Origin of the sequence: Acinetobacter sp. YH12138 (assembly GCF_015218525.1) — a bacterium.
GTDB classification, from domain to species: domain Bacteria; phylum Pseudomonadota; class Gammaproteobacteria; order Pseudomonadales; family Moraxellaceae; genus Acinetobacter; species Acinetobacter amyesii.
Genome location: NZ_CP048670.1, coordinates 1,462,236 through 1,487,483, shown reverse-complemented (window position 1 = coordinate 1,487,483; position 25,248 = coordinate 1,462,236). Strand labels below are relative to the sequence as shown.

The window sequence follows — 25,248 nt, the reverse complement described above, 5'->3', positions numbered from 1 at the left end:
TAGCCTTCGGCTGGAGATACTCTTACGAAACGTTGTTTCTCATTCGGCAAAATGAGAAGCGAAGCTTCGCAAGGAAACCATCTTGCGGTGCAATGCACCTCACCGACAAAACGCGTTTACTAGCGTCAAATTATTCAAAGTATCGCAGAAACATTTTTGATTACAATTAGTCCTGTCTCAAACAGTTGCGGATGACGTTACCGTGTATCGTTCTTTTATTTGAATCAACGTGCGCTTCTGATGTTACTTCGTAACATCAGTTAATAATATGCACAATAAAAAATCCCAAGTAAACAAGCTTGGGATTCTTCTTATCAGGTATTCGATTTAAATGTCTGAAATTGCAAACTTTTTAAAAATACTTGCACGACGTTTAGGATGAATATTGGCTTTAGTTAAATCGCCTTGGTAGTGATCATAGACACGTTTATCCATCATCTTAAACCAAATAGAGGGTACTAAAGCAGGAATTAGCATAGTGGCATAGCCGCTAGGCAACTCTGGCGCTTCATCAAAATGTCTTAAAGCCTGAAATGGACGAGTCGGATATGCATGATGGTCTGAATGTCGCTGTAATTGATACAAAAATAGATTGGTCACAATATTATTGTTATTCCAACTATGTTCAGGCATGGTTCGCGCATAACTTCCATCCGGTTTTTGCTCACGCTTCAGGCCATAATGTTCAATATAATTAATAATTTCAAAAAGGCTGATTCCATAAAAGGCCTGTGTAACTAAATACGGTGTCACGCCTTTACCAAACATTTTCAGCATCGAGGCATGAAAACCTGCACTCATCGCCCAACCATGAAACAGTTCATTTTCCTTCGAAAAGAAACTTAAACCTTTACGTTTTAAACGTTGTTTCTCAATCTGCACCGCCGATTTAATTCCACCAAATACAGTGCGTGGCCAAAACTCATAAAAGGTTTCACCCATTTTTGAAGATGCAGGATCTTCAGGAGTTGCCGCACGTTTATGGTGTCCGTATGGATGTTCTATACGGAAATGGCTATAACCCAAAGGTGCGAGCGTCGCATGTGCCCAGTAATGGTCTTTTTTATGGGGTCGATGGCAGAGTTCATGTGCTGTATTTACGCCAACACCATTGATTGCACCCATCGAAATCCCAAGTAGAACTTGATCTAATAATGAAACATCTTTACGGGTAACAACATAGCCTGCAAATGCATTCGCTGCCATTTGCAGTGGAATAAATAGTTTGACGATCCGATCATAATAAGGATCATTCACTAAAATTTTGATGTCATCATCTGTCGGGTTATTGGCATCATCACCGATCAGTGCATCCAGTGCAGGAATAATGACATGCAGTAGAAGCGGCCCGCCCATGGCAAATAGTTTTTTTGTCGGTTTTGGACCAAAATGATAACCCGCCAAAATCCCCATACCAATGACTGGTAAACCTGGACTCAATAGCCAACCATAACGTTTTTTATCTAAAACACTACCGATTTTGCTTTCTAACTGAGCGAGCTGCTGTTCATTTAATTTTACTGGTGCATTCATGCGCTAGACTTCCCTATTTACTTCTTCTGTGTTTATATTCGTAAAATATGGGCAGCCATAACAGTTTTAAGCGTCCAAAAAAACTATGTGATCGTCTTTGGCATTTAAGGATAAATGTTGACCTTTAAACACATAGTGACTATCTATAAATAGAAAATTAATATGAGTAAATATTTGAAATATGGATGCTTTAAGTAAAATTTTTGATGATATTCATCTCCACCGATCTGAATATATTTATTTGAGATCAAAGCATCCTTGGGCTTTTCATTTTCAAGATCACAATGCCATGGTTGCGTATGTGGTGATTCAAGGTCAGTGTGTTGTGCATATAGATCAAGAGCAGGTTTTGCTTGAAGCTGGCGATCTTTGCCTTATTCCGTCAGGGCAAAACCACCACTGCAAATCTATACAGTCTGATATCTTGGTCGAATCAATAAATATCACGCCACTGTTTCAAGAGCAACGAAATAAAACCATTGAATTAAATTCTGCCGAATCTCATGAAGCAGAAGAATTATTTGTACTAGCGATCCGTGGACATGTCGACAGCATTATGGCAAAACCTTTAGTGAATGCCCTCCCCACGCTGTTACATACACCACATATCATGAGCAGTACCGCACCGGAATGGTTGCAAATTGGCTTACATTTTCTGGCAGTTGAAGCGCATCAGATCCGTCCAGGCCGCGACAAAATTTTGGATCATTTGGTGAGTATTTTATTTATCGAATGTGTGCGTGATTATATTGCAGCCTTGTCAGATTCAAGCAGTTGGTTGCATGCCTTGAGTCATCCTGAATTATCCAATGCTTTAGCCGCGATTCATGAACAACCACAGCATGCTTGGACCGTTGAAAGCTTGGCAGAAAAATGTTGCATGTCACGTTCTAAATTTGCCAGTTTATTCACTCAAATGCTCGGTGAAACTCCACTCGCCTATTTGCAGCAACATCGTTTGCGACTGGCGACACAGCACTTACAAATGGGACAACTAACTATTCAGCAAATTGCACATCGTATCGGTTACTCATCTGAAACGGCATTTAGCCAAACTTTTAAAAAGTTTTATGATCTCACACCGAGCCAGTATCGACAGCAGCATCAGCTCGCAAAAACTGAGTCACCTTAGAGGTTTATTTAACTGACGTTACGCACATAAAAGTAATTTTGCATTTTTAAAATGATTTTTAATTTTATTCGACGGAGTCTTACATCTAGGGATTGAATAAAGGGATTAGCCTTCGGCTGGAGGTACTCTTACGAAACGTTGTTTCTCATTCGGCAAAATGAGAAGCGAAGCTTCGCAAGGAAACCATCTTACGGTGCAATGCACCTCACCGACAAAACTCGTTCACTAGCGTCAAATTACTCAAAGTATCGCAAAAACTTTTTTGATTAGAAGTAGTCCTGCGTCGAACAGTTGTGGATGACGTTACCGTGTATCATACTTTTATTTAAATTAAATTACGCTCCTGATGTTACTGCGTAACATCAGTTATTTAATTTAAAAGCTTTAAAATCGCTTCCACAGGGTTTTCACTGTTACCTGAAAGCAGTTGTTTATGCATGGTGATGTGCTGCATCACTTGAATTTGCGATTTTTCAACATCCATCAAGCTTTCAATTTCTGCTGCTAATTTTTCAGGCGTTGCATCATGTTGGATGAGTTCCTGAATCACCTTTTTGCCCGCAATAATATTTGGCAATGAATAATACGGAATTTTGATCAGCAATTTCACCACATGATAGGTCAGCCAATTTAACTTATAAAAGGTCACCATTGGGCGGTGTAAAAGCATCGCTTCTAAAGTCGCTGTACCCGAAGCCAAAGCGACAATATTCGATGCGTTCATCACCTGACGGCCAATTTTAGATTCGGTATCGGTGTTTTCCATCAAGCGAACTTTGGCTTGTAATGCTTCAGGGTACTGCTTGAGCAACAATTCGATTTGCTGTTTACGTGCATCATTAATTGCAGGAATCAGGAACACATAGTCTGGATGCTGCTCCGTCAAAATCTGTGCGGCGGACAGTACCAAAGGCCCCAAACGCTCAATTTCACCGCGACGGCTGCCCGGAAGTAATGCAATGTGTTTTTGATGCTCATCTAAGCCTAACTCGTGTTTAGCCGCAACGAGTGGATTATCTAAAGGCAACTGACTTGCCAATGGGTGTCCGACAAATGCAGCCGGAACTTGCCATTTTTGGAAAAACGCTTTTTCAAATGGAAATAAGCAAAGGACTAAATCAATACTTGCTTTAATGCCATGTACACGCCTTTGACGCCACGCCCATACTGAAGGGCTGACATATTGCACTGTTTTAATTGGTAGCTGTTTTTGCTTTAAGCTCTTAGATAAACGCAAATTAAAATCCGGTGCATCTATCCCTACAAAAACATCGACAGGGTTTTCAGTCCATTTTTCAACCAGACCATCACGTACAGCAAAGAGTTTTTTAATATCTTTTAAGACTTCAACAATCCCCATCACCGATAAAATATCCATCGGGTAATAGCTGTTAAAGCCTTCTGCAATCATTTGCGGACCACCGATGCCTTCAAATTCCGCATCGATCCCTTGCTCTCGAAAACTACGGATAAGCTTGGCGCCTAATGTATCCCCGGATACTTCCCCAACCACGATGCCAATTTTAAGTTTCCGATTTTGCAAAAGTCTGTCCTTTTAACTCAATTTTCTTTAGCTATAGATTCTATACGAGTCCTTCACAAAGTTAATAGATTTCCTGAAAAAAGCTGCACAGCTCTAATTCACCATTTTAGAAATATTCCTCACTGTGCTTAGCTACTAACTAAAATTTTTTATACCAATGGTTCGGATTTGTGCCGTATTTATTCTTAAACAATTTACGAAATAGCACTGCTGTATTAAAACCTGCGCTTTCCGCAATTTTATCAATCGAATAATCTGTCACTTCAAGCAATTCAGCCGCATATCGCAGTCTTTCATTATTTAACCAAGTGACAATAGGCAGCCCTGTTGCATGTTTAAAATGTCTGGTCAGTGTCCTTCTACTCATATTGGAATAATGGCGAAACCTTATCTTTTTAAGGAGTATTAGATTTTGCAGGAATGGACTTTAAGTTCACAGTCGCATATATCGATAAATAACTAATTAAAGACTAGGAAAATAAACCTACGGTGCGTTTTTTGGTATTAGATATGCATTTCAGATAGTCATCACCTTATATTCTAAATACATGATTTCACTGCAGCATAATCTCCATTTGAACTATCAACCAGTTGAGAAAGCCGAAATCAATAACTTAGCTTAGTAAAAATTCATGTATTTCCAAATTAAAGACACTCTTTATCTATTTTTTTCACAAGCAAATCACTAATCGAGACAACGACTTATATCAATTAGTCATAAGATATGCACGTTTTTTGATATTTGGCATTCAGCGATGGTCGGTCCTTTAGAGTTCATTCTGGCAGGTGTAATTGTAGGTTTCTGCGTAGGTATTACCGGTGTTGGTGGTGGCTCTCTCATGACCCCAATATTAATTAGCCTATATAAAATTGAGCCTCACATTGCTATTGGTACGGACTTGCTTTATGCCGCAATTTCAAAATTTTGTGGTTCTTTAGTCCATGCCCGTAAAATGAATATCGTTTGGACCATTGTTATTTGGCTTGCAGTCGGCAGTATCCCTGCGTCTTTTGCGACCCATTGGGTACTGGAAAACTATCTCAGCCAATCGACACATTACAAAACCGTCTTAACCATGTTTTTAGGTTTTATGCTGACGATTACAGGGATCTCAATTATTTTCCGTGGTCATATCGAAAAATTCTTTAATAAATTTCGAAAAACTGATCAGTTAGATGATATGAGTGCGGATCTTGAACGTATCAATTTCCAAGCTAAAAATAAGCGTGCATATATCATCATCATGGGGATTATTTTAGGTGTATTCGTTACCCTATCGTCTGTTGGTGCAGGTGCCTTCGGTATTATGGCTTTGGTACTTATGTTCCCGAACTTACCGATGATTCGTATTATCGGCTCTGACGTCGTACATGCCGTGCTTCTTACACTGGTTGCAGGCTTGGGTCATATGAGCTCAGGTAATGTCGATTTTCATTTATTGGGTTGGTTATTGGTGGGTTCTATTCCTGCAATTGTGGTCGGAACTTTAATCAGCTCACGTTTACCTGAAAAAGTCATTCGTAAAGTCTTAGGCATTACCTTGTTTGTTTTAGGCATGAATTTCATCATTAATCCAGTAAAATCAAAACCTGTCGAAAAACCAACAACTGCAATGTTGATCGCACCGACGGTGAATAGTCAGCAGGTTTAAATTAACTGCCCGATTCATCACTTTTTTTTCAGAGACTTATTGATCTTTTTTATAACATTTGAATGCTATATTCATGTTATATTCGGCTCACGAAACAACCTTTTGTATAATCAAACCAGTGACGGCAATGAATACTTTACAGTCAAATTCTATTACCCAAAACGACATTGATGACGTGAATGTAAAAAGCATTCAGCCTCTTGTTACTCCTGCAGAACTAAAAAAAGAGCTACCTCTGACTGAAACTGCCTATCAAACAGTCCTTAAGGGCCGTGAAACTGTACGTAATATTTTAGATGGAAATGACAAACGTCTTTTTGTTGTCATTGGTCCATGTTCAATTCACGACACAGTCGCTGCACATGATTATGCTGACCGTTTAAAAGTTTTAAGTGACAAAATCCAAGATACGATTTATGTCGTGATGCGTGTGTATTTTGAAAAACCACGTACCACTGTGGGTTGGAAAGGTCTGATTAATGACCCAGACATGAACGATTCTTTCAACATCGAAAAAGGCTTACGTATTGGCCGTAAACTTTTACTTGAATTGAATGAAAAAGGTTTGCCTTGTGCAACTGAAGCACTCGATCCAAACTCACCACAGTACTACCAAGATCTTATCTCTTGGTCAGCGATTGGTGCGCGTACCACTGAAAGCCAAACACATCGTGAAATGTCTTCTGGGCTTTCTTCACCAGTCGGCTTTAAAAATGGTACAGATGGCGGTTTAACCGTTGCGACCAATGCTATGCAATCTGTTAAACATGGTCATAGCTTCTTGGGCTTAAGCGACCAAGGTCAAGTTTCAGTTATTCGTACCAGTGGTAACCCATATGCACACGTTGTACTTCGTGGCGGTAACGGTAAACCAAACTACGACGCAGGTTCTGTTGCAGATGCCGAAGCGGCATTAGCCAAAGCAAAAGTTAGTGGCAAAATCATGATTGATACCAGTCATGCAAACTCAAACAAAGACCCGTACCTACAACCCCTTGTTCTCAAAAATATTACTGAACAAATCCTTGACGGAAACAAGTCAATCGTGGGTATTATGGTAGAAAGTCACTTAAAAGGTGGTCGTCAGGATATTCCTGCCAACTTATGTGACCTCGAATATGGTAAATCAGTGACTGATGGCTGTATCGATTGGGATACGACTGAAAAAGTCTTGTTAGAGATGCATGAAGCACTTAAAGACGTGTTACCGACACGCTAAGTGAATGAAAAACGCCATCTTCGAGATGGCGTTTTACTTTGAAGGATTATTTGTCAGATGAATGAAATCGAAAATGCGTTAAGTCACATTGAAAACTTCCAATATATACATGAACATTTATTAACGTCCGGTCAACCATCTCCTTCTGAGCTTCAAACGATCAAAGAATATGGTGTTTCAACGGTTATCAATTTAGCACTGACCAATGCATCCAATCATATCGAGCATGAAGACCGCATTTGCCTAGATCTAGGCCTGAACTATATCCAAGTTCCGATCTCTTGGGATACCCCTTCAGATGATCAATGCCTTCTAGTACTCGATATGATTGACCATTTGGTTCAAGGTCAAACGGTTTGGCTTCACTGTGCGAAAAACTTCCGTGTCAGCAGTTTGATGTATTTATATCGTCAATACTATATGGATGTTGATATGCCAAAGGCTCAAGATTTGATGCATCAAATTTGGGAACCCAATGAAACATGGACAGGTTTAATCCATGCGGTTGCCTTACAACTTCAAGGCCGTAAGGCAACTCAAGATTTACAACATGCACTGATCCATCCAGATCATTTTGCGTGAGAAATCAGTACAGTTGCTGTAGAAAGAATACCTTCTTGGCGACCGGTAAACCCTAATTTTTCGGTGGTGGTCGCTTTGATGCTAATTTGTGTAACTTCAACATCCATAACATCTGCGATACTTTGACGCATTTCTAAATTATGTTTTGCTAGTTTAGGACGCTCACAAGCCACGGTAATATCAGCATTATTAAGTACATATCCACGATCTAAAATCATTTGGTAGACGTGTTTTAAAAGTACTCGACTATCGGCACCTTTAAATTTTGGATCTGTATCTGGAAAATGCTGACCAATATCTCCAAGTGCCAAAGCTCCTAATAATGCATCACAAAGCGCATGCAATACCACATCACCATCTGAATGTGCTTTGAGTCCATGTGTATGTGGAATTTGAACACCAGCAAGCGTTACAAAGTCACCTTCTTCAAATGCATGTACATCCATGCCCTGACCGATACGAATTTGAGCTATCATGCTTGAGTTCCTTGAGAAAATAATGATTGAAATCTTGTATTCACGCTTTCTATTTCGCTATAGTGTGGGCAAGCGCAACATAGTGAAAGTATAAGCGATCATGCTGTTGAAAACTGAAATAAATATCATCAAAAAATTCGGACTGGTTCTGCTAATAGGTTCTGGCCTAGCGACGTTTACGCATGCAGAAAAAATTAACTGCGATCATGCCAATACTCAGGCAAAAAAAAATTATTGTTCTGACCGTTTTAAAGAACAGCGTGAAAAGCTAGATGGGCTTTTTTTAACAGCGCAGTTGATTACCGATGCCCCAATACGCTTACTGATAGATACGCAAAAATTATGGTATAGCCGAGTTCAGCAATGCAAAAACTTGGAGTGTTTTAAACAACAGTTTGAACTTCGCCATGAAGATTTGAATATTTATACCTCGATGAACCAAAGTTTAACGCAGCATTATCTGAAATTTGAAAATGGTCATTTTGCGACATCACCTGTACATTTAAAGGTACATCAACTGGGCAAAGACAGCATCAAAATAGAAGGCATTGCCTATCGTAATCCGAACAATCGAGTTGAAACACAAACCATTCCATTTTTAGCTTACACAACACCCGAACAAAAAAATCAAATCACCGATAATGAACACGACTGCAAATATCAGTTCAATTACAGTAAAGCCTTACTCTCAGTAAAAACTGAACAAAAAGGCTGTGAACGTTTTGCAGGGATTTATCGCTTATATGATTAAGATCAAATTCGAATGACTTAGAAACATCAAAAAAGCCTCAACATTGAGGCTTTTTTGATGTCTACAATATGTCAGTTAAATCGGATGTGTTTGCTGCACTTGCTGGCTAATCATTGCAGCTGTTGCCGCAGATAAGGTCCATCCAAGATGACCATGCCCAGTATTATAGAATATATGATCACGCTTACCTGCATGCACCACAGGCATCATATTAGGCATCATTGGTCGTAAACCCGCCCATGGCACCACATGTTCTGTTGATAGATTAAAGTTACGATTTGACCAATCAATTAAGGGCTGAATTCGATCTGCACGAATGTCTCGGTTATAGCCATTAAACTCTGCCGTGCCTGCAACACGTAGTCGATTTGCACCTAAGCGTGAAGTCACAATTTTGGCACTTTCATCCAACAGACTCACCCAAGGCGCATTGGCCTGACTTTGTTCATCATTTAAATTAATAGTGATTGAATATCCTTTGACTGGATAGACATTTACGCGATCACCGAGTTTATGTGCAAGTTCATAACTACCTACGCCACCACAGACCACCACAGCATCTGCTTCAAGTATGGTATCAGCATCGGGATGTTCCATATTTTCATCACTGGCTTTTAACTGAACATTGACACCTTTTGCATGATGTTCAAAGTCAGTCACCTCAAAGCCCCACATATATTTCACATCAAAGCGTTCTGTTGCTTTGGCAAGCTGCGTCGTAAATTTATGGATGTCGCCCGTGGCATCCCCCGGACAATAAAAACCACCATAGTATTCACCTGTCAGACTAGGCTCAATATCACGGATTTCAGCTAATGTCACAGGATGACGCTCTAAACCACCCTCACAGAGCATATTATTAACTTGAGTCGCCACCTCATAATCATGTTGATTATGAAAGAAATGTAAAATGCCGCGTTTTTCTAAATCAAACTGTAAGTTTTCATGCTCAGCTATTTCAAATAAACGCTGACGTGCCATCAAGGCGAGACGAACGGTCTCGTGAGTATTTTCACGATAATCTTTAATATGTCCCATAAACTCAAAGAGCCATGAATATTTGTGTAGATTAAAACTAGGATTTAATAATAATGGCGCGGTTTTTTGTGACATCCATTTGATGCCTTTCACCACCGTTGCTTTTTGGTTCCAGACTTCAGCATTACACGCTGATAATTGACCACCATTGGCAAACGACGTTTCCATCGCAGGATAAAGATGTTTATCAACCACAGTGACATGATAACCGAGTAATCCGAGTTCGTAAGCTGTCGTTACCCCAGTAATACCTGCACCAATCACAACAATATGACACATATAGGCTCCTTGGAAATTATATTTCCTATGCTCGCCCCATCTGTCATTGGTACCTGAGAGCTTTGGTTCCTTGCGAAGCAATGTGAACCTTCCCCTTCGGTGAGTAGGTCTAGCCTACTTCTCTCCAGATTTTTTATATGATTACAGTCCTTTTGCCTGAGAGTTTCCTGGGGGAACTTGCTCCTTCGGCGAGCACAATATGTGCTTCTCTCCTGCAATCATCCATTCGTTTTTATTCGGCATTCATCTTGGTATTGCCTTAGTTAGATATGAGCAATATTTGTACCAAATCTCAAGTCCTATTTGGGTCAATATTGTTAAATATTATTTTTATATCGACTTAAGTTGTTAGGTTATAAATTTAAAATCATTTTTTCTAAACCTAAATACTTAATCTTTAAAATAAAGGTTTAAAATATTAAATGAAATTTATAACTAGAAAGATTGAAGTTTTATGTCGGATTCAACACTTTTCTCTCGCTACGCATCTGTGATCAAAACACATTCTATTGAAGAATTAACCCAAAGTGATTTACTCCTTCTTAAGACTCTGGGACCTGTTCAAAGTTTTTATGCACCATTCGAGGCCATAAACCATGATGCAAAAGTGGTCATCGTCGGCATCTGCCCAGGCCAACAACAATGGCGTAATTCATTAATCGCAGCGAAGGACGGCTTAGAGCAGCAATTATCTGAGGAAAACATTCTTAAACTTGCAAAAAATAGTGGTGCTTTTAGCGGCCCTATTCGTAAAAATTTAACTCAACTGCTAGATCATATTGGATTACAAATTCAATTAGGCATACAGACCACTGCTGAGCTATTTAGCAATCATCAAGATATGGTGCAAATGTGCTCGGTTTTACAGCAATGCATTTTGGTCAATGGAAAAAATTATGCTGGTTCAACGCCCGCAATGTTGAAAAATGAATTATTAAAACAACATATTGATGATTATTTTATTTCTATGGTTCAACAGCTTCCTAACGCAATTTACATCCCGCTAGGCAAAGGTGTAGATGAGGTTTTAAATTATGTATGTAACTTAGGCTATTTAAATGATCAACAGATTCTAGCTGGATTTCCCCATCCATCAGGTGCAAATGCTGAACGGATCAAATATTTTTTAGGTGAAAAACCACGTGAACAATTATCTCGACAAACCAATCCCGAGCAGATTGATAGCGCGAAATCACAGATTTTGCTTAAGATATCTAAATTTCTATGAAGTGCAATAAAGATCACTAAAAAATATTTTTTATCTGAATATCGAACACTTATATCAAAGCAGTGCTCAAACAAAACTAGAAAAGTGTGATGTATTTTACTTTTTTGTTTTTCTGTGTGAATATGCGCCAAAATAAATATTGCTCATAAAAATAACACTAACATGGAAATACGCATGAAAAATTATTTAGTTCTAGGATTTACACTCCTACTACTCACAGGTTGTATTACCGTACCTAAAAATAAACCTGAAACAAGAACCTTGAAGCTAAATGGTGTGAATACCGTTGAAAACAGCAAAGTGATCCAACGAACCATTACTCGGGGTCAGTTACTATGTGAAGCTGGGCAAAAATGTCCTGAACTTGCAATTGATTGGCAAAAAAACAAAGGTGAGTATGCACTTTCACTGCATTCTTATGATCAACAGCAGCTTGATATGAGTGAAATATCTTTTGTGATTGACGGCAAAGTTTTGTCTTATCCTGCAATTGGTCAAACAAATTATCGTCGCTTAGATAATTCAAATGTGATTGATTCTTCTAATACCGTGATGATCCCAGATGCTGTGCTTAAACAATTTCGGGACGCAAAAAATATTGCTGTGATAATGAATACCAACCAAGGTGAAATCGCACACTATATGTTAAAAAACCAAAAATCTTCAGATGCCTATCGACTATTTTTACGTGCTTATTCTTAAGCTCAAATAGTCTAAAATAAAAATACCAAAAGTTAGTGTATGTTTTCTTTTGGGATTTTTTATTCATCTCGCTTTATAAATTGATCAAATACATCACATGATCTTTATTTTATTCGTTTAATTAATTGTTTAATTGTCAGTTCATATATCGGTTGACCCACCTCTAGATGAAGAGGATAGGCTTGATTTTCATCTGTTATGTTATAGCCACGTCGTTGATAATATTTTATTAATTCTAAACGCCGATCAATCACATACATGACAAATTCTTCAACATTGGGTTCCATCAACATCGCTTGCTGTTCTGCAAATTGCAATAATTTTTTTCCAAAGCCCTGAGCTTGCTTATCTGGATGAATTGCAAAATGACCAATTTCACAGCTCCCCCCTTTATTTGAATACCAATACACCCCATGATCTGCGCGTGTACCGATTCCATCACATATAGATGAAAATCCTTTTTTTTGTAAGAGTTGACTGAGTTGAGAGACATTTATTCGATTTCCTCGAACAATATGATGTTCCGTGGTCCAGCTCTTGGGATGATTCTCTCGATAGGCTGTATTCATTAAGCTTTCGAGCTGCTGAATATCATCAAGTAAAGCATGTCTCATATTCATATTTTTTATCTATTTATTTTCATAGGCCTATTTTACTGAAATAAAAAAACCAGACAATTGTCTGGTTTTTTTATGCAATTTGCTCATCAGTGTAGCTTGCTAGCGCTATTCACCAACCGCATCGGAACAAAAAGCAGTGCTTTGTTATTTATCCACTGTGACTCGCTAACGCTACTCACCAACCGCGTTCGAAACAAAGCAGCGCTTTGTTTCCTCACTTGGGTTCAATTGGAGCAAATGGAGCGACAACATCCGCATTTTGTGCACGGTTACGCATGAAGTGATCCATGAGCACAATTGCCAACATCGCCTCTGCAATTGGTGTCGCGCGAACACCGACACAAGGATCATGGCGGCCTTTGGTCAGTACATCAGTATCTTCACGATTAATCGTAATGGTTTTACCCGGCGTAGTAATGGAAGCTGTTGGTTTCAAGGCAATAGCAACACGAATGTCTTGACCACTCGAAATACCGCCCAAAATGCCGCCTGCATGGTTTGCCAAGAAACCATCCGTTGTTAACTCATCACGGGTTTCATGACCAAACTGCTCAGCAACGCCAAAGCCATCACCAATTTCCACACCTTTTACAGCATTGATGGACATCATAGCATGTGCAATATCTGCATCTAAACGATCAAATACAGGCTCGCCCCAACCGACTGGTACTTGCGTCGCAATAATTTCCAGTTTGGCGCCACAGCTCGTTCCTTGTTCACGAAGTGACGTTACGAGAGCTTCGAAACGTGGGACGGCATCTGCATCACCACAGAAAAATGGGTTATTCGGAACTTCATTCCAGTCCAATTTCTCTGCTTTTTCGGTACCAATTTGGGTTACATGACCACGAATTTCGATGCCAAATTTCTCAAACAAGAATTTTTTAGCAATCGCACCCGCAGCAACACGCATCGCAGTTTCACGAGCACTCGAGCGACCACCACCACGATAATCACGGAAACCATACTTATGTGTATAAGTATAGTCTGCATGACCCGGACGGAAGGTTTGCGCGATGTTGCCATAATCTTTTGATTTTTGATCTGTGTTACGGATCAATAGACCAATCGATGTACCGGTTGTTTTGCCTTCAAATACGCCTGAAATAATTTCAACTTCATCGGGTTCTTTACGCTGAGTCGCAAACTTAGATGTGCCCGGCTTACGACGATCCAGATCCTTTTGCAAATCGGCTTCAGTCAGTTCAATACCCGGTGGAACCCCATCCACAATGGCCATCAAACCAACGCCATGAGATTCACCACAAGTCGTTACACGGAAGAGTTGCCCTATACTATTACCTGCCATGTCAAACGACTCCTTATGCTTGAACAGATTGAATAAATAAATCTCGGTATTCGCGGCATTGAGCAGCAGTCAATGCAAAGATACCTGTACCGCCTTTTTGGAACTGTAACCAGTAAAAATCAACGGTATTGAAGTTTTGACGCATTGCCCATTCTGAGTTACCCACTTCGATCACAATTAAGCCATCTTCAGTCAGGTAATCTGCAGCTTGTGCCAACATTTTACGGACAAGATCCAAACCATCTTGACCCGCAGCAAGCGCCATTTCAGGTTCATGGTGGAATTCTTCTGGTAAATCTGCCATGTCTTCAGCATCCACATATGGTGGATTCGACACGATCAAATCATATTGATTTTCCGCTGGAATTTTGGCGAATAAATCAGACTCAAGTAAAGCCACTTGATATTGTTTATTGTGGTGTTCACAGTTAATTTGCGCCACTTCAAGTGCATCTTTAGACAAATCTGTTGCATCAACTTCAGCGTCTGGGAATGCATAAGCTAAAGCAATCGCGATACAACCCGAACCCGTACACATATCTAAAATGCGCTGAGGAGTTTTTGGATTGGCATTTTCAGGTAGATTATTAACCGCAGCACCCATTTCGCCATTTTCACCTAAGCAATACGGCGCAAAACGGTTTTCAATCAATTCTGCAATTGGAGAACGTGGAATCAGTACACGTTCATCGACATAAAATGGCTTACCAAAGAAATATGACAAGTTTAGTAAATAAGACGTCGGCACTTTTTCATTAATACGACGTTCTAACAATGCTAAAAATTCTGCAACTTCACTTGGCAATAATTTCGCATCTAAGATTTCCGCATCTGCATTCCAATCTAGAGATAACGTTTGTAAAACCAATGCTGAGCTTTCAGCAAAATAGTCTTCTGTACCTTGTCCTAAGTGGGCATCATATTGACGTAAAGCTGTTACCCCAAAGCGGATATAATCACGAATTGTAGATAGGTTTTCAGCTGCTTCCTGTAAATGTTCAGGGCTAATAGTCGGTCGATCCACTTAAGGCGTCTCCAGTTCATAATTTTTTAAACGCCCTATGATACCTTGTTTTAATGCTATTTATAATAAAAATACGGCATTATTCACCGCTTGAAAGCATTTCATAACCGTATATATGAGGTCTGATACATTCGCTGAAATGAAATGTGTACTTTATGCCTTTCTTCAGCATTCTATAAAATCTAATTAGATGAAAATTACGAATAAAAACCAATTCAAGCTCAATTGTTTAGCAATTTGTACTTGATCCTAAGCTTTAATTTCTTAAAATCATCCCCATACAAACAGTTAAATTTTAAATGCGGAGCTCCAATGAGCTATAAGCACAATAACCTCATGGCTATGCGTCAGAGCTATTGGGAAGACACTCAGTCTTTAAATGTGCAAACTGAAAAGGCATTTTTTCAGCAACTATTGATCGAACATCAAGTTTTCCCAAATGCGAGTCTAGAAAACGCACGCACCCTATTTTTTAGCTTACCGAGCATTATTATTGTCAAAGGTTATGCTGCCGGATTTAAAGACGAATCTGTCCAACACCTTATTCATCAACATATTGAAGAACATAAAGCGGCATTGATGCAAAACGATACGGTAAAAATCAAATATCGTTTATAGTTTTCTTTTCCAATGTGCCTGTCTACGCGGCATCTTGCTTAAGTTTGCAAATGCTTACTGCATATTCAGTAAGTTGAACTATTTTAATACGTTAAGAAACGTTAAAATTAGCTACAATGTATTTTTCTGCGAATTGCTGATTAAAGGATTTAATTTACATGTCAGATCAGAACGATAAGCTCAAACACTTGAAAACGTCTTCTATGGATCGACGCTTATCTATCGCAAAGGCATCGCTACTTGCGGGAACTCGTTGGGCAGCATCAAACGCCACTTCTATTTTTTCGAGTGAAGAAGAAAAAGAGAAAAAGCGTAAAAAAGCCATGAAAGATCAGGCCGAATATCTCGTCGCAGAAATTGGTAAATTAAAAGGTTCGATTGTAAAAATTGGGCAAATGATGGCGTTGTATGGTGAACATTTTCTGCCTGAAGAAATCACCCAAGCCCTCAACACGCTGAACAATCAAACAGTTGCATTGGCATGGCCTGCCATCAAAGTTCAATTACAAAATCAACTTGGCTCAAAGCTTGATGATCTCGTGATTGATCATGAGCCACTTGGCACAGCATCTCTGGCACAGGTTCACCGTGCAAAACGCAAATCTGATGGTTTAGAACTGGTTTTAAAAATCCAGTATCCGGGTGTGGCAGATGCAATCGATTCGGATATGAATCTATTCAAAAACATGCTCAAACTGACACGAATGGTGCCTCAAACCCGTGAATTTGATCAGTGGTTTGATGAAGTTCGTGAAATGATGCATCGTGAAGTAAATTATAAAATCGAAGCAGATACCACTCGCCGTTTTGCTGCACGCTTAAAAGAAGACCCACGCTATATCGTGCCGCAAATCATTGAAAGTTATTCAACACCTCAAGTACTGTGTATGACTTTTGAACGTGGTGTGCCGATTAACAGCCCAGTAATGCTGTCACTTCCTCAAGAGCGCCGTAACGCCTTAGGTGAAGCATCACTTGAAATTGCCGTACGCGAAATTTTTGAATGGGGTGAAATGCAAACCGACCCTAACTTCGGAAACTATTTGGTGCGTTTGGGCAATGGTGCGGATGTGCCAGATAAAATTGTTCTCCTCGACTTTGGTGCGATCCGTCAGTTCGATGAGCATCTATTAGGCGTTGCGCGTAATTTGATTACCGCGGGTTACCATCACAGCTCTGAGCAAATGGTCAAAGCGATGACAGGTTATGAGTTCTTTGATGGTATTCCACAAAGTATTAAACCTGATATGGCTAAAGTCTTTTTGTTAGCGACAGAGGCATTTAGTAGCACTGAAAATAACCCAAACATCCCTGCTGGTGTTATGGACGAACAACAACGCTATGACTGGAAAAAAAGCCAATTACATAGCCGTGTGATGCAACAAGCGTCAAAATCGATGGCATCTCGCTATTTCTCAGTTCCACCTAAAGAGTTTATGTTTATTAGCCGTAAATTTATCGGTGCATATACCTTTATGACCGTCATTGAAGCAAAAACCAATGTTCGTCGTATGATTCAAAAATATCAATAATCATTCAATACAGACCTTAAAACTTGGCTGACTCAAATGTCAGCCAAGTCAATTTTAAAATAACAATACTTTTAAGCCTTTTTACTTTTCTATTCTTAATTAATCATTTATCTATCGAATCCCACCTAACCTCGCCGTTTATCTTTGACAATCATGCATGTCATTTATGACATGGTTTTTCTATCTTTGGCATGTCAGCATTAAATAAGAACAACGCAAATGGAAAACAACAATGACCAATATGGTAAACAAGGCTCAAGGATTTGGGCTCTCACTTTTAACTAAAATTGCCGGAAGTGATGTACTCGATCAGTTTAAACTACGCAAATTTGTTGAAAAATCTTTGTATCAAAGCTCAAAAGCTGGTTTTAAAACCCTGAGCCAGACACAAAAAGCATTTCAGACCAACAAAGGTGTGCAAAAGCAACGTTTGCCAAATCAACAAAAATCATTATTTGATTTAAACCTGACTGAAGAACAGCAAATGACTGCTGATGCGATGCAGCAGTTTGCCACAGAAGTCTTGTATCCACTTGCTCATCAAGCCGATCAAGAGGAAAGATTTCCTGAAGCGTTATGGCAACATATCCAAGATCTAGGTCTAAATTATTATGCCTTACCTGAAGATTTGGGTGGCGTCGCGGCAGAAAAAAATATCATTAGCAATATCTTAATTGCTGAACAATTGGCTGAAGGTGACTTTAGTTTAACAGCAGGTTTACTGTCGACATTTAGCTGTATCAACGCCATCACCCAATGGGGTTCCGAATCTGTTCAAGCAACCTACTTAGCGGCATTTGCAGATGATTCAGCCCTACGTGCAAGCTTTGCGGTTCAAGAGGCAACAGCGGCATTTAATCCCTATCAACTTAAAACTCACGCGATTGCTGATGGCCAGCAGTATAAAATCAGTGGGGAGAAAACCTTAGTCCTTTTAGGTGAACAGGCAGATGTGCTCTTGGTGAGTGCCATGCTGAATGGGCAGCCTGAAGTTTTTATTGTGCAATGTGACCAGAGCATTAACGCAAAAAAAACACCTGCTATGGGTTTGAAAGCCACTGAAACGGTAACGTTAAAATTTGATCAGACCCCTGCCCAACGCTTAGGCGATCAAGATTTCAACTACACATCATTTATCGATCTTGGCAATTTAATGTGGTGTGCAATGGCTGTTGGTACCGCAACTGCAGTGAAAAAGTATTGCATTCAATATGCAAACGAACGTACAGCTTTTGGGGAGCCAATTTCACATCGTCAAAGTGTGGCATTTATGATTGCAGATATGGCAATCGAAATTGATGCCATGCATATGCTCATCCTCAATGCAGCAAGTCTAGCCGAAGCTGGCAAGCCCTTTCATCGTGAAGCCTATTTAGCCCGCGTATTATGTGCTGAAAAGTCAATGAAAATTGGGACAGATGGCGTGCAAATATTAGGTGGTCATGGCTTTACCAAAGAACATCCCGTAGAACGTTGGTATCGAGACTTACGTGCCACAGCGATTCTTCAATCTGGCTTACATACTTAATTCAGCAAAATAAAAACAAGGAAATGTCCATGAACTTACAAAATCCGAAAAAATTTAAATTGCTGATCGACCAAGCCCATGAAGTCGCTTTAAATGTTCTACGTCCTATTTCACGTAAATATGACAAAGCCGAACATGCCTATCCTAAAGAGTTAGACATGTTGTCTTCCCTCGTCGACGGTATGAATGATGGCGGTGATGGCATGAATGCAGGTGCTGCCGTCAATAAACGTGGCGACACAGACACGGGAAATAAAAACGGTGTCAATATGTCGACTGCACTCAGTATCATCGAGATGTGCTATGGAGATACAGGCCTGTTGCTCAGTATGCCTCGCCAAGGGCTTGGCAACTCAGCTATTGCAGCAGTAGCTAATGATGAACAACTAGAACGCTTAAAAGGAACTTGGGCCGCTATGGCCATTACAGAACCGAATTGCGGCTCTGATTCAGCAGCAATTCGGACAACAGCGACGAAAGATGGTGATGAATACATCCTCAATGGTGAAAAAATCTTTGTCACCTCGGGTGAACGTGCTGATTCCGTGGTGGTTTGGGCAACCCTAGATAAAAAATTAGGTCGAGCAGCGATTAAATCCTTTATTGTTGAAAAAGGTACACCAGGCATGACTGTAGAACGCCTAGAACATAAATTGGGTATTAAAGCTTCTGATACGGCTGCTATTAGTTTTGTTGATTGTCGTGTCCCTGCTGCAAACTTATTAGGCAATGCTGAAATTGATGTAGCAAAGGGTTTTGCTGGGGTAATGGAAACTTTTGATAATACTCGCCCACTCGTTGCTGCGATGGCTATTGGCTGTGCAAAGGCATCTTTAGAGCGAATTAAAGAAATCTTTAAAGATGAACTAGATGAGCAGTATTCAACACCCATCTTACAAAGCTCGAATATTGCTGCACAAATCTACCGTATGGAAGCAGACTGGGAAGCAGCACGTCTACTCATGCTCAAAGCCGCATGGATGGCCGACAACAAAAAACCTAACTCACGTGAAGCATCCATCGCTAAAGCAAAAGCAGGCCGTGTAGGTAATGAAATCACATTAAAATGTGTAGAGCTCGCAGCTGCAGTTGGTTATAACGAAGATGAATTATTGGAAAAATGGGCACGTGATTCAAAAATCCTTGATATATTTGAAGGAACACAGCAAATTCAACAATTAATCGTTGCACGACGTGAACTGGGTAAAAGTTCAAGCGAATTAAAATAATTACTTTGCTTGAGCAATTTGAAACTTAAAGATGGATTTTTATATAGGATCAGTCTATAAACAATCCATCTTTTTGTTTTTCGATGATTATGTTTCAGATCCGACCACTTCAACTTGAAGACAATGCAAGCATTGCCAATGTCATTCGCACAGTTTCCAAAGAATTTGGATTAGCACCTGAATCAGGATTTGCCGTTGCAGATCCAATATTAGATGATTTATATCACGTCTATGCGCAAGCAAATGCACAATATTGGGTTATTGAAAATCAACACGGTACAATTTTAGGTGGTGGCGGCCTTTCTCCTTTAGCTGGAGATTCAAGCATTTTAGAAATCCAAAAAATGTATTTTATGCCTGAATTACGTGGTCATGGCTTAGCCAAAGATATTTTAGAACTTTGTTTTCAATTCGCCAAAGATCATAATTTTAAAGCGTGTTATTTAGAAACTACACATACACTTGGACAAGCGGTAAAACTCTATGAAAAAGTAGGATTTCAACACTTACAAGCTCCCAAGGGCAATACAGGTCATAGCCAAGCATGCGAAATTTGGATGCTTAAAACACTTTAAATTATACTTAGATTCCATTCATACCTCTGAAAAAAGTTATAGCTTTTTCAAATAGGGATATTTCATGAGTGGATATTCTAGTTTTTTATAACTAAAGTTCTCGGGATTTGAATGTCCCCACAATCTTAATAAGTACCATGTCAAGAGAGAAATACTGACACAAGTAATGCTGTCTGTTTTTCTCTCTTCACTTAAATAATTATGTAATTTGAGTACATTTCCATCAATTCTTACAATTTCACTGTACAGAGCATCTTAAGAAAATATTGACCTCTAAGTCTCCAGTTCATAATATCGCTTTAGTAATTACACTTAGCCATGATTATTTTAAAGTGAATATAAATGCAGAATGTACTGAATAAAACTCGCCTTTCAACTCATCTTTCGTCGCTCCTAAGCGCTCACAGCTTAAAATTTTCAACTGTTATTATATCTTTAACCCTGATTTCTGGATGTTCATCACTCGGTGGTGGCTCTGTAGAAAAACGTGCCGTTAAACTTTCATCAGGGATCCAAAAGGCCTATTCAGTCAATCCTGAAACTGCAAATCGAGTGTCACCCTACATTGTGCAAACTGCTGATCAATACAACTTAGATCCTTTACTACTGGCTGCTGTTATTCGCCAAGAATCAACTTTTCGCCCTTATGTCAGTTCACCTACAGGTGCAGTCGGTTTAACTCAGGTGATGCCACGTTATTGGCAAGCAACATGCCCTGGGGATTTATATGACGAATTAACCAATATTAATTGTGGGTCATTTATTTTAACTAAATATAAAAATGCCGCTGGCAGCATGCCAAAAGCTTTAGCCTACTATAATGTCGGACCTACCGCTTATAACACCAATCGAAAAATGAAAAAACAAGGCAAACGTTATGCAAAACAAGTGAAACAACATCGAAATAATTTAAAAAGTGCATTGTAATAAAGTACAGTTCAATCCTATTGACCTAGGATTGAACTTTTAACATATATCACAAATATTTGAATTTAATAGACTTATATCACAAATATAGATTTTGGAATAATATTATATAATGTATTTTAATGAGCAATAAACAAACAAACAGCACAGATATTTAATACTTATTTAATCTTATACAATCGTTTTTGTATATTAAATTAATGAAATAATATATTAAATCTATTAATAAAAAAACTCTTATAAAACAACAACCTTAATTGAATTTCATATACAACAATTCTATAAAAGGTTTAAATATTCTACAGAATCCTACAACTATTAGCAGCCAAGAATCGTTTAAAAACCATTTTTACTTTATTTATTATTAACAATAATCAACCAGCTGATTTTTTTAGCATTGTTTATTCATTATTTTTAGCTAATATCATATAGGTCAGTAAAACTATATTACTGATTAACATATAATTTATTGGGGTTAATAATGGCCAAATTATCTTTAAACGCTTTAACAGACATTGACGGTTTTATTGCTGCAGCTTTGGTTGACAGCGAAAGTGGCCTTGCTATGGCAACACAAGGCAATAACGACATCGATTTAGAATTAGCTGCTGCTGGTAATACTGAAGTTGTACGCTCAAAGCGTAAAGTTGCCAAAGCGTTGAATTTAAATGACTCTATTGAAGACATTCTAATTACTCTGGGTAAACAATATCACTTAATCCGCCCACTCGACTCAAATGAAGCATTATTTCTTTACCTCGTCTTAGACCGTAGTAAATCAAACCTTGCTATGGCTCGCCATGAACTTAAACATTTCGAAAAAGAATTAGATTTTTCTTAATTTAAAGTTGGGTTATTTCACAAGAAATAACCCAGTTTTTCTGGACCATTTCGTGAATAGCACATTATATATTTCTATCTTTGGCTTAAATCTAAATGTTATCAATGACATTAAATCTATTATTTCAAATAAGCTATCTGAAACTTTTACTATTCATTGGACAAACATTGCAGATTCGAAACTCCAAGTCCTATTAATCAATGATGACTTTATCGACCTGCCGAATATAAATAAAATAAGGCACGAAGCTTTAATCATACTTAAACTTAAAAAAAATGAATTGAAAGCAAATCAAATCGAACACGATACCCTGTTTTTACCCCTAACAAATACCAATCAATTTGAGCATTGGTTAGAGCATTCAGTTGCGTTAAGGTTCCGAGACATTAATCCTGTAAATGTGTCCAATCCTATTGTTGTTCAAGACACAAAACCTAAATTAAATGCACTCCAGATCTCACAGGCTTTTAAAGATTTAAATAAACATCAACGTCAACTATTGCTTTTAGATCAAAAACCAATCGCACTCATTGATAACTTAAGCAATGAGTTTTGGATAGAACAAAATATACAAATCACACAAAATTCTGAAATCACACTCATTTCAGCAGATACAAATACAGTTGTCACTTTTAAATATGGGTTGGAATCAATAAATTTACAGCATGGATTATGGCAATTTGTTTGGGATTACGTAGATGATACTCCCCCCAATTACACAAGCCACTATAAACTTTTGCATTGGCCACAGCCTATACATTGTGCTGAGCGACAATCACTATTGAAAATATCCGCTTTTTTTATGGAAGGTAGTTCTACTCAATATATCGCTGAACAAATACATTTGAGCCATAACATTATCAATCGCTATTTATTTGCATGCCACATAGCTCAAATCATAGAAGAGATACCGGCCATGGCGAGTGTATATCATAGCCAAAAAACAGCTCAAGAATCTTCAAATCCACTACAGAGTTTTTTCCGTAGTCTTCGAAAAAAATTAGGAATCTAAAATTTCATTATGATTTTACAGCAATACAAAATCGTATTTGCCGGAACGATGGGTGCCGGAAAAACCACTGCTATTCAAAGTATTTCTGATATTCCTGTACTGAGTACAGAAGCGCTGAATACGGATCAAAATGCGCATCAGAAAATGTTGACTACCGTTGGAATTGATTATGGTGAACTTACTCTAGCCGATGGTACTAAACTTGGTTTATATGGTACGCCGGGCCAAGAAAGATTTAACTTTATATGGAATACCATTTGCAACGGCGCGATTGGTACAATTATTTTGATTGATCATACACATGACCATCCAATTCAGCAGCTGAATGATTATTTAAATTCTTTTTCTGAAAATAATGAAAACATCATCATCGCGATTACACATTTAGACAGTACGCAGTATAAATCCACCAAACTTTATAAAGAATGGCAGGATTCACAACAGATACATCACCCGATTTTTTATATCGATGCTAGAAATAAAAAAGACATTCTTTTTATTCTAGAAGCACTTATTGCAAAAGCCGAAGTTCAACTTTCAATCTAATGAAGATATTATGAATACAGCAATTCGTACAACACGTTCAGCACCACTACAGCTTATTGAACATGCACATAAACTCATGAAAGAGTTAATTTCTGATGTGTCCGGTGTTGAATATATGATGTTATGTTCAACTGATGGTTTTGAATTAAAATCTATAGAAAAGAAAAATATTGAAAATTCTGGAAAACTTGCAGCTGTAAGCAGTTCGATCTTAGCAATGGTTCAAGCTTTTACTAACGAGATTAATTTAATTGGTTGTCAAACCATTACATTAGATGCTGAAAATGGTAAAGCATTACTCACAGCTATCTCTCATCCTCTACACCCCATGATATTAGTTGTCTTAACATCAAAAAATGTATTATTAGGGCAATTATTATATTCCTTAAAAAGAGTGAGTAATGAACTAAGCGAATATCAACTGTCAAATACATTCGCCTAGTCCGATTCAATTTATTTCATCGAGTCACGCATTTTATCTTCATCAAAATATTGTGCAAATGATGCAATACGTTTTTCAACAACTGGATTTTTCATCAGGTTCTCAGCTGCACGATTCCCCAATAGTTCAAATGCTTTACCCAAAGCATTTGTTCCTTCATTTTCTGTAACAGCTTTGATTTCAGCATTACAACGTTTAGTAAATAAATCTTGAAATAAATTTGCCATATTTTTATCAATCTTTTGCATCTCAGCGGACGTCACTTTACTATACTTAGAAATTTCTGGATGTGCTGAAAATGCCAAATAAATCCAAGCCGTTAAGTTCTGACTCTCTTCTGCTGAAATTTTATTTACCAAACATTCACTTAGTTTATCCTGATACACACCAGCTGTAGTATTTAAAGAAACAAATGCAAATAAAACTATAGTTAATAATTTTTTTAAAAACATCTTAAATACCCTATATATTATTAATGAAACAAACGATTTTATTATATTGATTTATTACACATTTTCATTAGCAAAAGATTTTAAAATGATATAGATGGATTGAGCATTTTAGTTTTATTTTCTTTAAATATCTCTCGTTTTCCTATTTTTTGAATTTGCTTCTCTTATTATTTTTCTATTTTGATAACTTTCCCTTTTTCCCAGCACATAAAAAAACACCCCCTGACTAGTGCAGGGGGTGTTTAGAATAATGAGCTGGCGATGACTTACTCTCACATGGGTAACCCCACACTACCATCAGCGCTAAGAGGTTTCACTTCTGAGTTCGGGAAGGGATCAGGTGGTTCACTCTTGCTATTGTCGCCAGCACAACTGTTATGGATACTTGCTTAGTCTAATCTCAGAGCAGTGCTCTTCGTGCTAAGTTTTCTACCAAATGAGTTATTAACAGAAGTACT

General features: G+C 38.4%; 26 protein-coding genes, 1 rRNA gene and 1 riboswitch. Of the genes, 17 read left to right on the top strand and 10 right to left on the bottom strand.

Annotated features, from left to right (window positions below; translation table 11 throughout):
* Positions 1 to 327: 327 nt before the first annotated feature.
* Entirely contained in the window at positions 328 to 1,533 is a 1,206-nt protein-coding gene (locus G0029_RS07280; protein ID WP_180107195.1) for an alkane 1-monooxygenase, read from the bottom strand.
* A gap of 181 nt (positions 1,534 to 1,714) precedes the next feature.
* Here G0029_RS07280 and G0029_RS07275 point away from each other — a divergent pair, with 181 nt between their 5' ends.
* On the top strand, positions 1,715 to 2,665 hold the full coding sequence (locus tag G0029_RS07275) for an AraC family transcriptional regulator (RefSeq protein WP_180107197.1): 951 nt from the start codon (positions 1,715 to 1,717) through the stop codon (positions 2,663 to 2,665).
* A gap of 370 nt (positions 2,666 to 3,035) precedes the next feature.
* On the opposite strand, the gene lpxB is transcribed toward G0029_RS07275, so the two are convergent.
* Positions 3,036 to 4,208 (bottom strand): lipid-A-disaccharide synthase, encoded by a 1,173-nt coding sequence (lpxB, locus tag G0029_RS07270; protein WP_180107199.1) that lies wholly within the window; start codon positions 4,206 to 4,208, stop codon positions 3,036 to 3,038.
* Between the two features lie 139 nt (positions 4,209 to 4,347).
* The gene (locus G0029_RS07265; protein WP_180107201.1) at positions 4,348 to 4,575 is read right to left on the bottom strand and encodes a helix-turn-helix domain-containing protein; all 228 of its coding nucleotides are present in this window, start codon (positions 4,573 to 4,575) and stop codon (positions 4,348 to 4,350) included.
* Positions 4,576 to 4,963: 388 nt separating this feature from the next.
* Here G0029_RS07265 and G0029_RS07260 point away from each other — a divergent pair, with 388 nt between their 5' ends.
* The 3 genes from G0029_RS07260 to G0029_RS07250 all read left to right on the top strand — a co-directional run bounded on the left by G0029_RS07260 (position 4,964) and on the right by G0029_RS07250 (position 7,661).
* Complete coding sequence (locus G0029_RS07260; RefSeq protein WP_078193863.1) at positions 4,964 to 5,860, top strand: sulfite exporter TauE/SafE family protein; 897 nt, start codon at positions 4,964 to 4,966, stop codon at positions 5,858 to 5,860.
* Between the two features lie 127 nt (positions 5,861 to 5,987).
* Positions 5,988 to 7,079, top strand: coding sequence for a 3-deoxy-7-phosphoheptulonate synthase (locus tag G0029_RS07255; RefSeq protein WP_143221612.1), 1,092 nt, complete (start codon positions 5,988 to 5,990; stop codon positions 7,077 to 7,079).
* A gap of 57 nt (positions 7,080 to 7,136) precedes the next feature.
* Complete coding sequence (locus G0029_RS07250) at positions 7,137 to 7,661, top strand: protein tyrosine phosphatase family protein (RefSeq protein ID WP_180107203.1); 525 nt, start codon at positions 7,137 to 7,139, stop codon at positions 7,659 to 7,661.
* Here G0029_RS07250 and ispF read toward each other — a convergent pair.
* Complete coding sequence (ispF, locus tag G0029_RS07245) at positions 7,649 to 8,137, bottom strand: 2-C-methyl-D-erythritol 2,4-cyclodiphosphate synthase (RefSeq protein WP_111884307.1); 489 nt, start codon at positions 8,135 to 8,137, stop codon at positions 7,649 to 7,651. The genes G0029_RS07250 and ispF overlap by 13 nt on opposite strands.
* A 100-nt stretch (positions 8,138 to 8,237) precedes the next feature.
* On the opposite strand from ispF, the gene G0029_RS07240 reads away from it, so the two are divergent.
* The gene (locus G0029_RS07240) at positions 8,238 to 8,888 is read left to right on the top strand and encodes a hypothetical protein (RefSeq protein WP_180107205.1); all 651 of its coding nucleotides are present in this window, start codon (positions 8,238 to 8,240) and stop codon (positions 8,886 to 8,888) included.
* 75 nt (positions 8,889 to 8,963) lie between these two features.
* On the opposite strand, the gene G0029_RS07235 is transcribed toward G0029_RS07240, so the two are convergent.
* Positions 8,964 to 10,205: a D-amino acid dehydrogenase gene (locus G0029_RS07235; protein ID WP_180107207.1), complete on the bottom strand. Its 1,242-nt coding sequence runs from the start codon at positions 10,203 to 10,205 to the stop codon at positions 8,964 to 8,966.
* A gap of 134 nt (positions 10,206 to 10,339) precedes the next feature.
* A riboswitch (glycine riboswitch) is annotated at positions 10,340 to 10,430 on the bottom strand.
* A gap of 229 nt (positions 10,431 to 10,659) precedes the next feature.
* Between G0029_RS07235 and G0029_RS07230 the strand changes: the two genes are divergently transcribed.
* Entirely contained in the window at positions 10,660 to 11,433 is a 774-nt protein-coding gene (locus G0029_RS07230) for a hypothetical protein (RefSeq protein WP_180107208.1), read from the top strand.
* Between the two features lie 174 nt (positions 11,434 to 11,607).
* The gene (locus tag G0029_RS07225) at positions 11,608 to 12,135 is read left to right on the top strand and encodes a hypothetical protein (protein ID WP_180023579.1); all 528 of its coding nucleotides are present in this window, start codon (positions 11,608 to 11,610) and stop codon (positions 12,133 to 12,135) included.
* Between the two features lie 104 nt (positions 12,136 to 12,239).
* On the opposite strand, the gene G0029_RS07220 is transcribed toward G0029_RS07225, so the two are convergent.
* From G0029_RS07220 to prmB, 3 genes are all read right to left on the bottom strand, one after another.
* Positions 12,240 to 12,755 carry a GNAT family N-acetyltransferase gene (locus tag G0029_RS07220; protein ID WP_180107209.1) on the bottom strand — a complete coding sequence of 172 codons (516 nt, stop codon included), beginning with the start codon at positions 12,753 to 12,755 and terminating at the stop codon, positions 12,240 to 12,242.
* A gap of 214 nt (positions 12,756 to 12,969) precedes the next feature.
* The gene (aroC, locus tag G0029_RS07215) at positions 12,970 to 14,064 is read right to left on the bottom strand and encodes a chorismate synthase (protein WP_168378684.1); all 1,095 of its coding nucleotides are present in this window, start codon (positions 14,062 to 14,064) and stop codon (positions 12,970 to 12,972) included.
* Positions 14,065 to 14,077: 13 nt separating this feature from the next.
* Positions 14,078 to 15,088 (bottom strand): 50S ribosomal protein L3 N(5)-glutamine methyltransferase, encoded by a 1,011-nt coding sequence (prmB, locus tag G0029_RS07210; RefSeq protein WP_078193871.1) that lies wholly within the window; start codon positions 15,086 to 15,088, stop codon positions 14,078 to 14,080.
* Positions 15,089 to 15,400: 312 nt separating this feature from the next.
* Between prmB and G0029_RS07205 the strand changes: the two genes are divergently transcribed.
* The 10 genes from G0029_RS07205 (at position 15,401) to G0029_RS07160 (ending at position 24,338) form a co-directional block, all read left to right on the top strand.
* The gene (locus G0029_RS07205) at positions 15,401 to 15,706 is read left to right on the top strand and encodes a hypothetical protein (protein WP_180109864.1); all 306 of its coding nucleotides are present in this window, start codon (positions 15,401 to 15,403) and stop codon (positions 15,704 to 15,706) included.
* A gap of 158 nt (positions 15,707 to 15,864) precedes the next feature.
* Entirely contained in the window at positions 15,865 to 17,238 is a 1,374-nt protein-coding gene (locus G0029_RS07200) for an ABC1 kinase family protein (RefSeq protein ID WP_180041466.1), read from the top strand.
* Between the two features lie 241 nt (positions 17,239 to 17,479).
* Positions 17,480 to 18,766: an acyl-CoA dehydrogenase family protein gene (locus G0029_RS07195; RefSeq protein WP_180109889.1), complete on the top strand. Its 1,287-nt coding sequence runs from the start codon at positions 17,480 to 17,482 to the stop codon at positions 18,764 to 18,766.
* A gap of 29 nt (positions 18,767 to 18,795) precedes the next feature.
* Positions 18,796 to 19,995: an acyl-CoA dehydrogenase family protein gene (locus G0029_RS07190; RefSeq protein WP_180107211.1), complete on the top strand. Its 1,200-nt coding sequence runs from the start codon at positions 18,796 to 18,798 to the stop codon at positions 19,993 to 19,995.
* A gap of 89 nt (positions 19,996 to 20,084) precedes the next feature.
* Positions 20,085 to 20,570: a GNAT family N-acetyltransferase gene (locus G0029_RS07185; protein WP_180107229.1), complete on the top strand. Its 486-nt coding sequence runs from the start codon at positions 20,085 to 20,087 to the stop codon at positions 20,568 to 20,570.
* 342 nt (positions 20,571 to 20,912) lie between these two features.
* Positions 20,913 to 21,497 (top strand): lytic transglycosylase domain-containing protein, encoded by a 585-nt coding sequence (locus G0029_RS07180; RefSeq protein WP_180107212.1) that lies wholly within the window; start codon positions 20,913 to 20,915, stop codon positions 21,495 to 21,497.
* Between the two features lie 481 nt (positions 21,498 to 21,978).
* Positions 21,979 to 22,338 carry a hypothetical protein gene (locus tag G0029_RS07175; RefSeq protein WP_078193877.1) on the top strand — a complete coding sequence of 120 codons (360 nt, stop codon included), beginning with the start codon at positions 21,979 to 21,981 and terminating at the stop codon, positions 22,336 to 22,338.
* Positions 22,339 to 22,390: 52 nt separating this feature from the next.
* Positions 22,391 to 23,350, top strand: coding sequence for a hypothetical protein (locus tag G0029_RS07170; RefSeq protein WP_078193878.1), 960 nt, complete (start codon positions 22,391 to 22,393; stop codon positions 23,348 to 23,350).
* Positions 23,351 to 23,359: 9 nt separating this feature from the next.
* Positions 23,360 to 23,896, top strand: coding sequence for a GTP-binding protein (locus G0029_RS07165; RefSeq protein WP_180107213.1), 537 nt, complete (start codon positions 23,360 to 23,362; stop codon positions 23,894 to 23,896).
* A 10-nt stretch (positions 23,897 to 23,906) separates the two neighbouring features.
* Complete coding sequence (locus tag G0029_RS07160; RefSeq protein ID WP_180107215.1) at positions 23,907 to 24,338, top strand: roadblock/LC7 domain-containing protein; 432 nt, start codon at positions 23,907 to 23,909, stop codon at positions 24,336 to 24,338.
* An 11-nt stretch (positions 24,339 to 24,349) separates the two neighbouring features.
* Here the strand turns inward: G0029_RS07160 and G0029_RS07155 are convergent, their stop codons facing one another.
* Positions 24,350 to 24,790, bottom strand: a complete 441-nt coding sequence (locus G0029_RS07155; protein WP_180107217.1) for a hypothetical protein — start codon at positions 24,788 to 24,790, stop codon at positions 24,350 to 24,352.
* A 253-nt stretch (positions 24,791 to 25,043) separates the two neighbouring features.
* A 5S ribosomal RNA gene (rrf, locus tag G0029_RS07150) occupies positions 25,044 to 25,158 on the bottom strand.
* Positions 25,159 to 25,248: the final 90 nt, after the last annotated feature.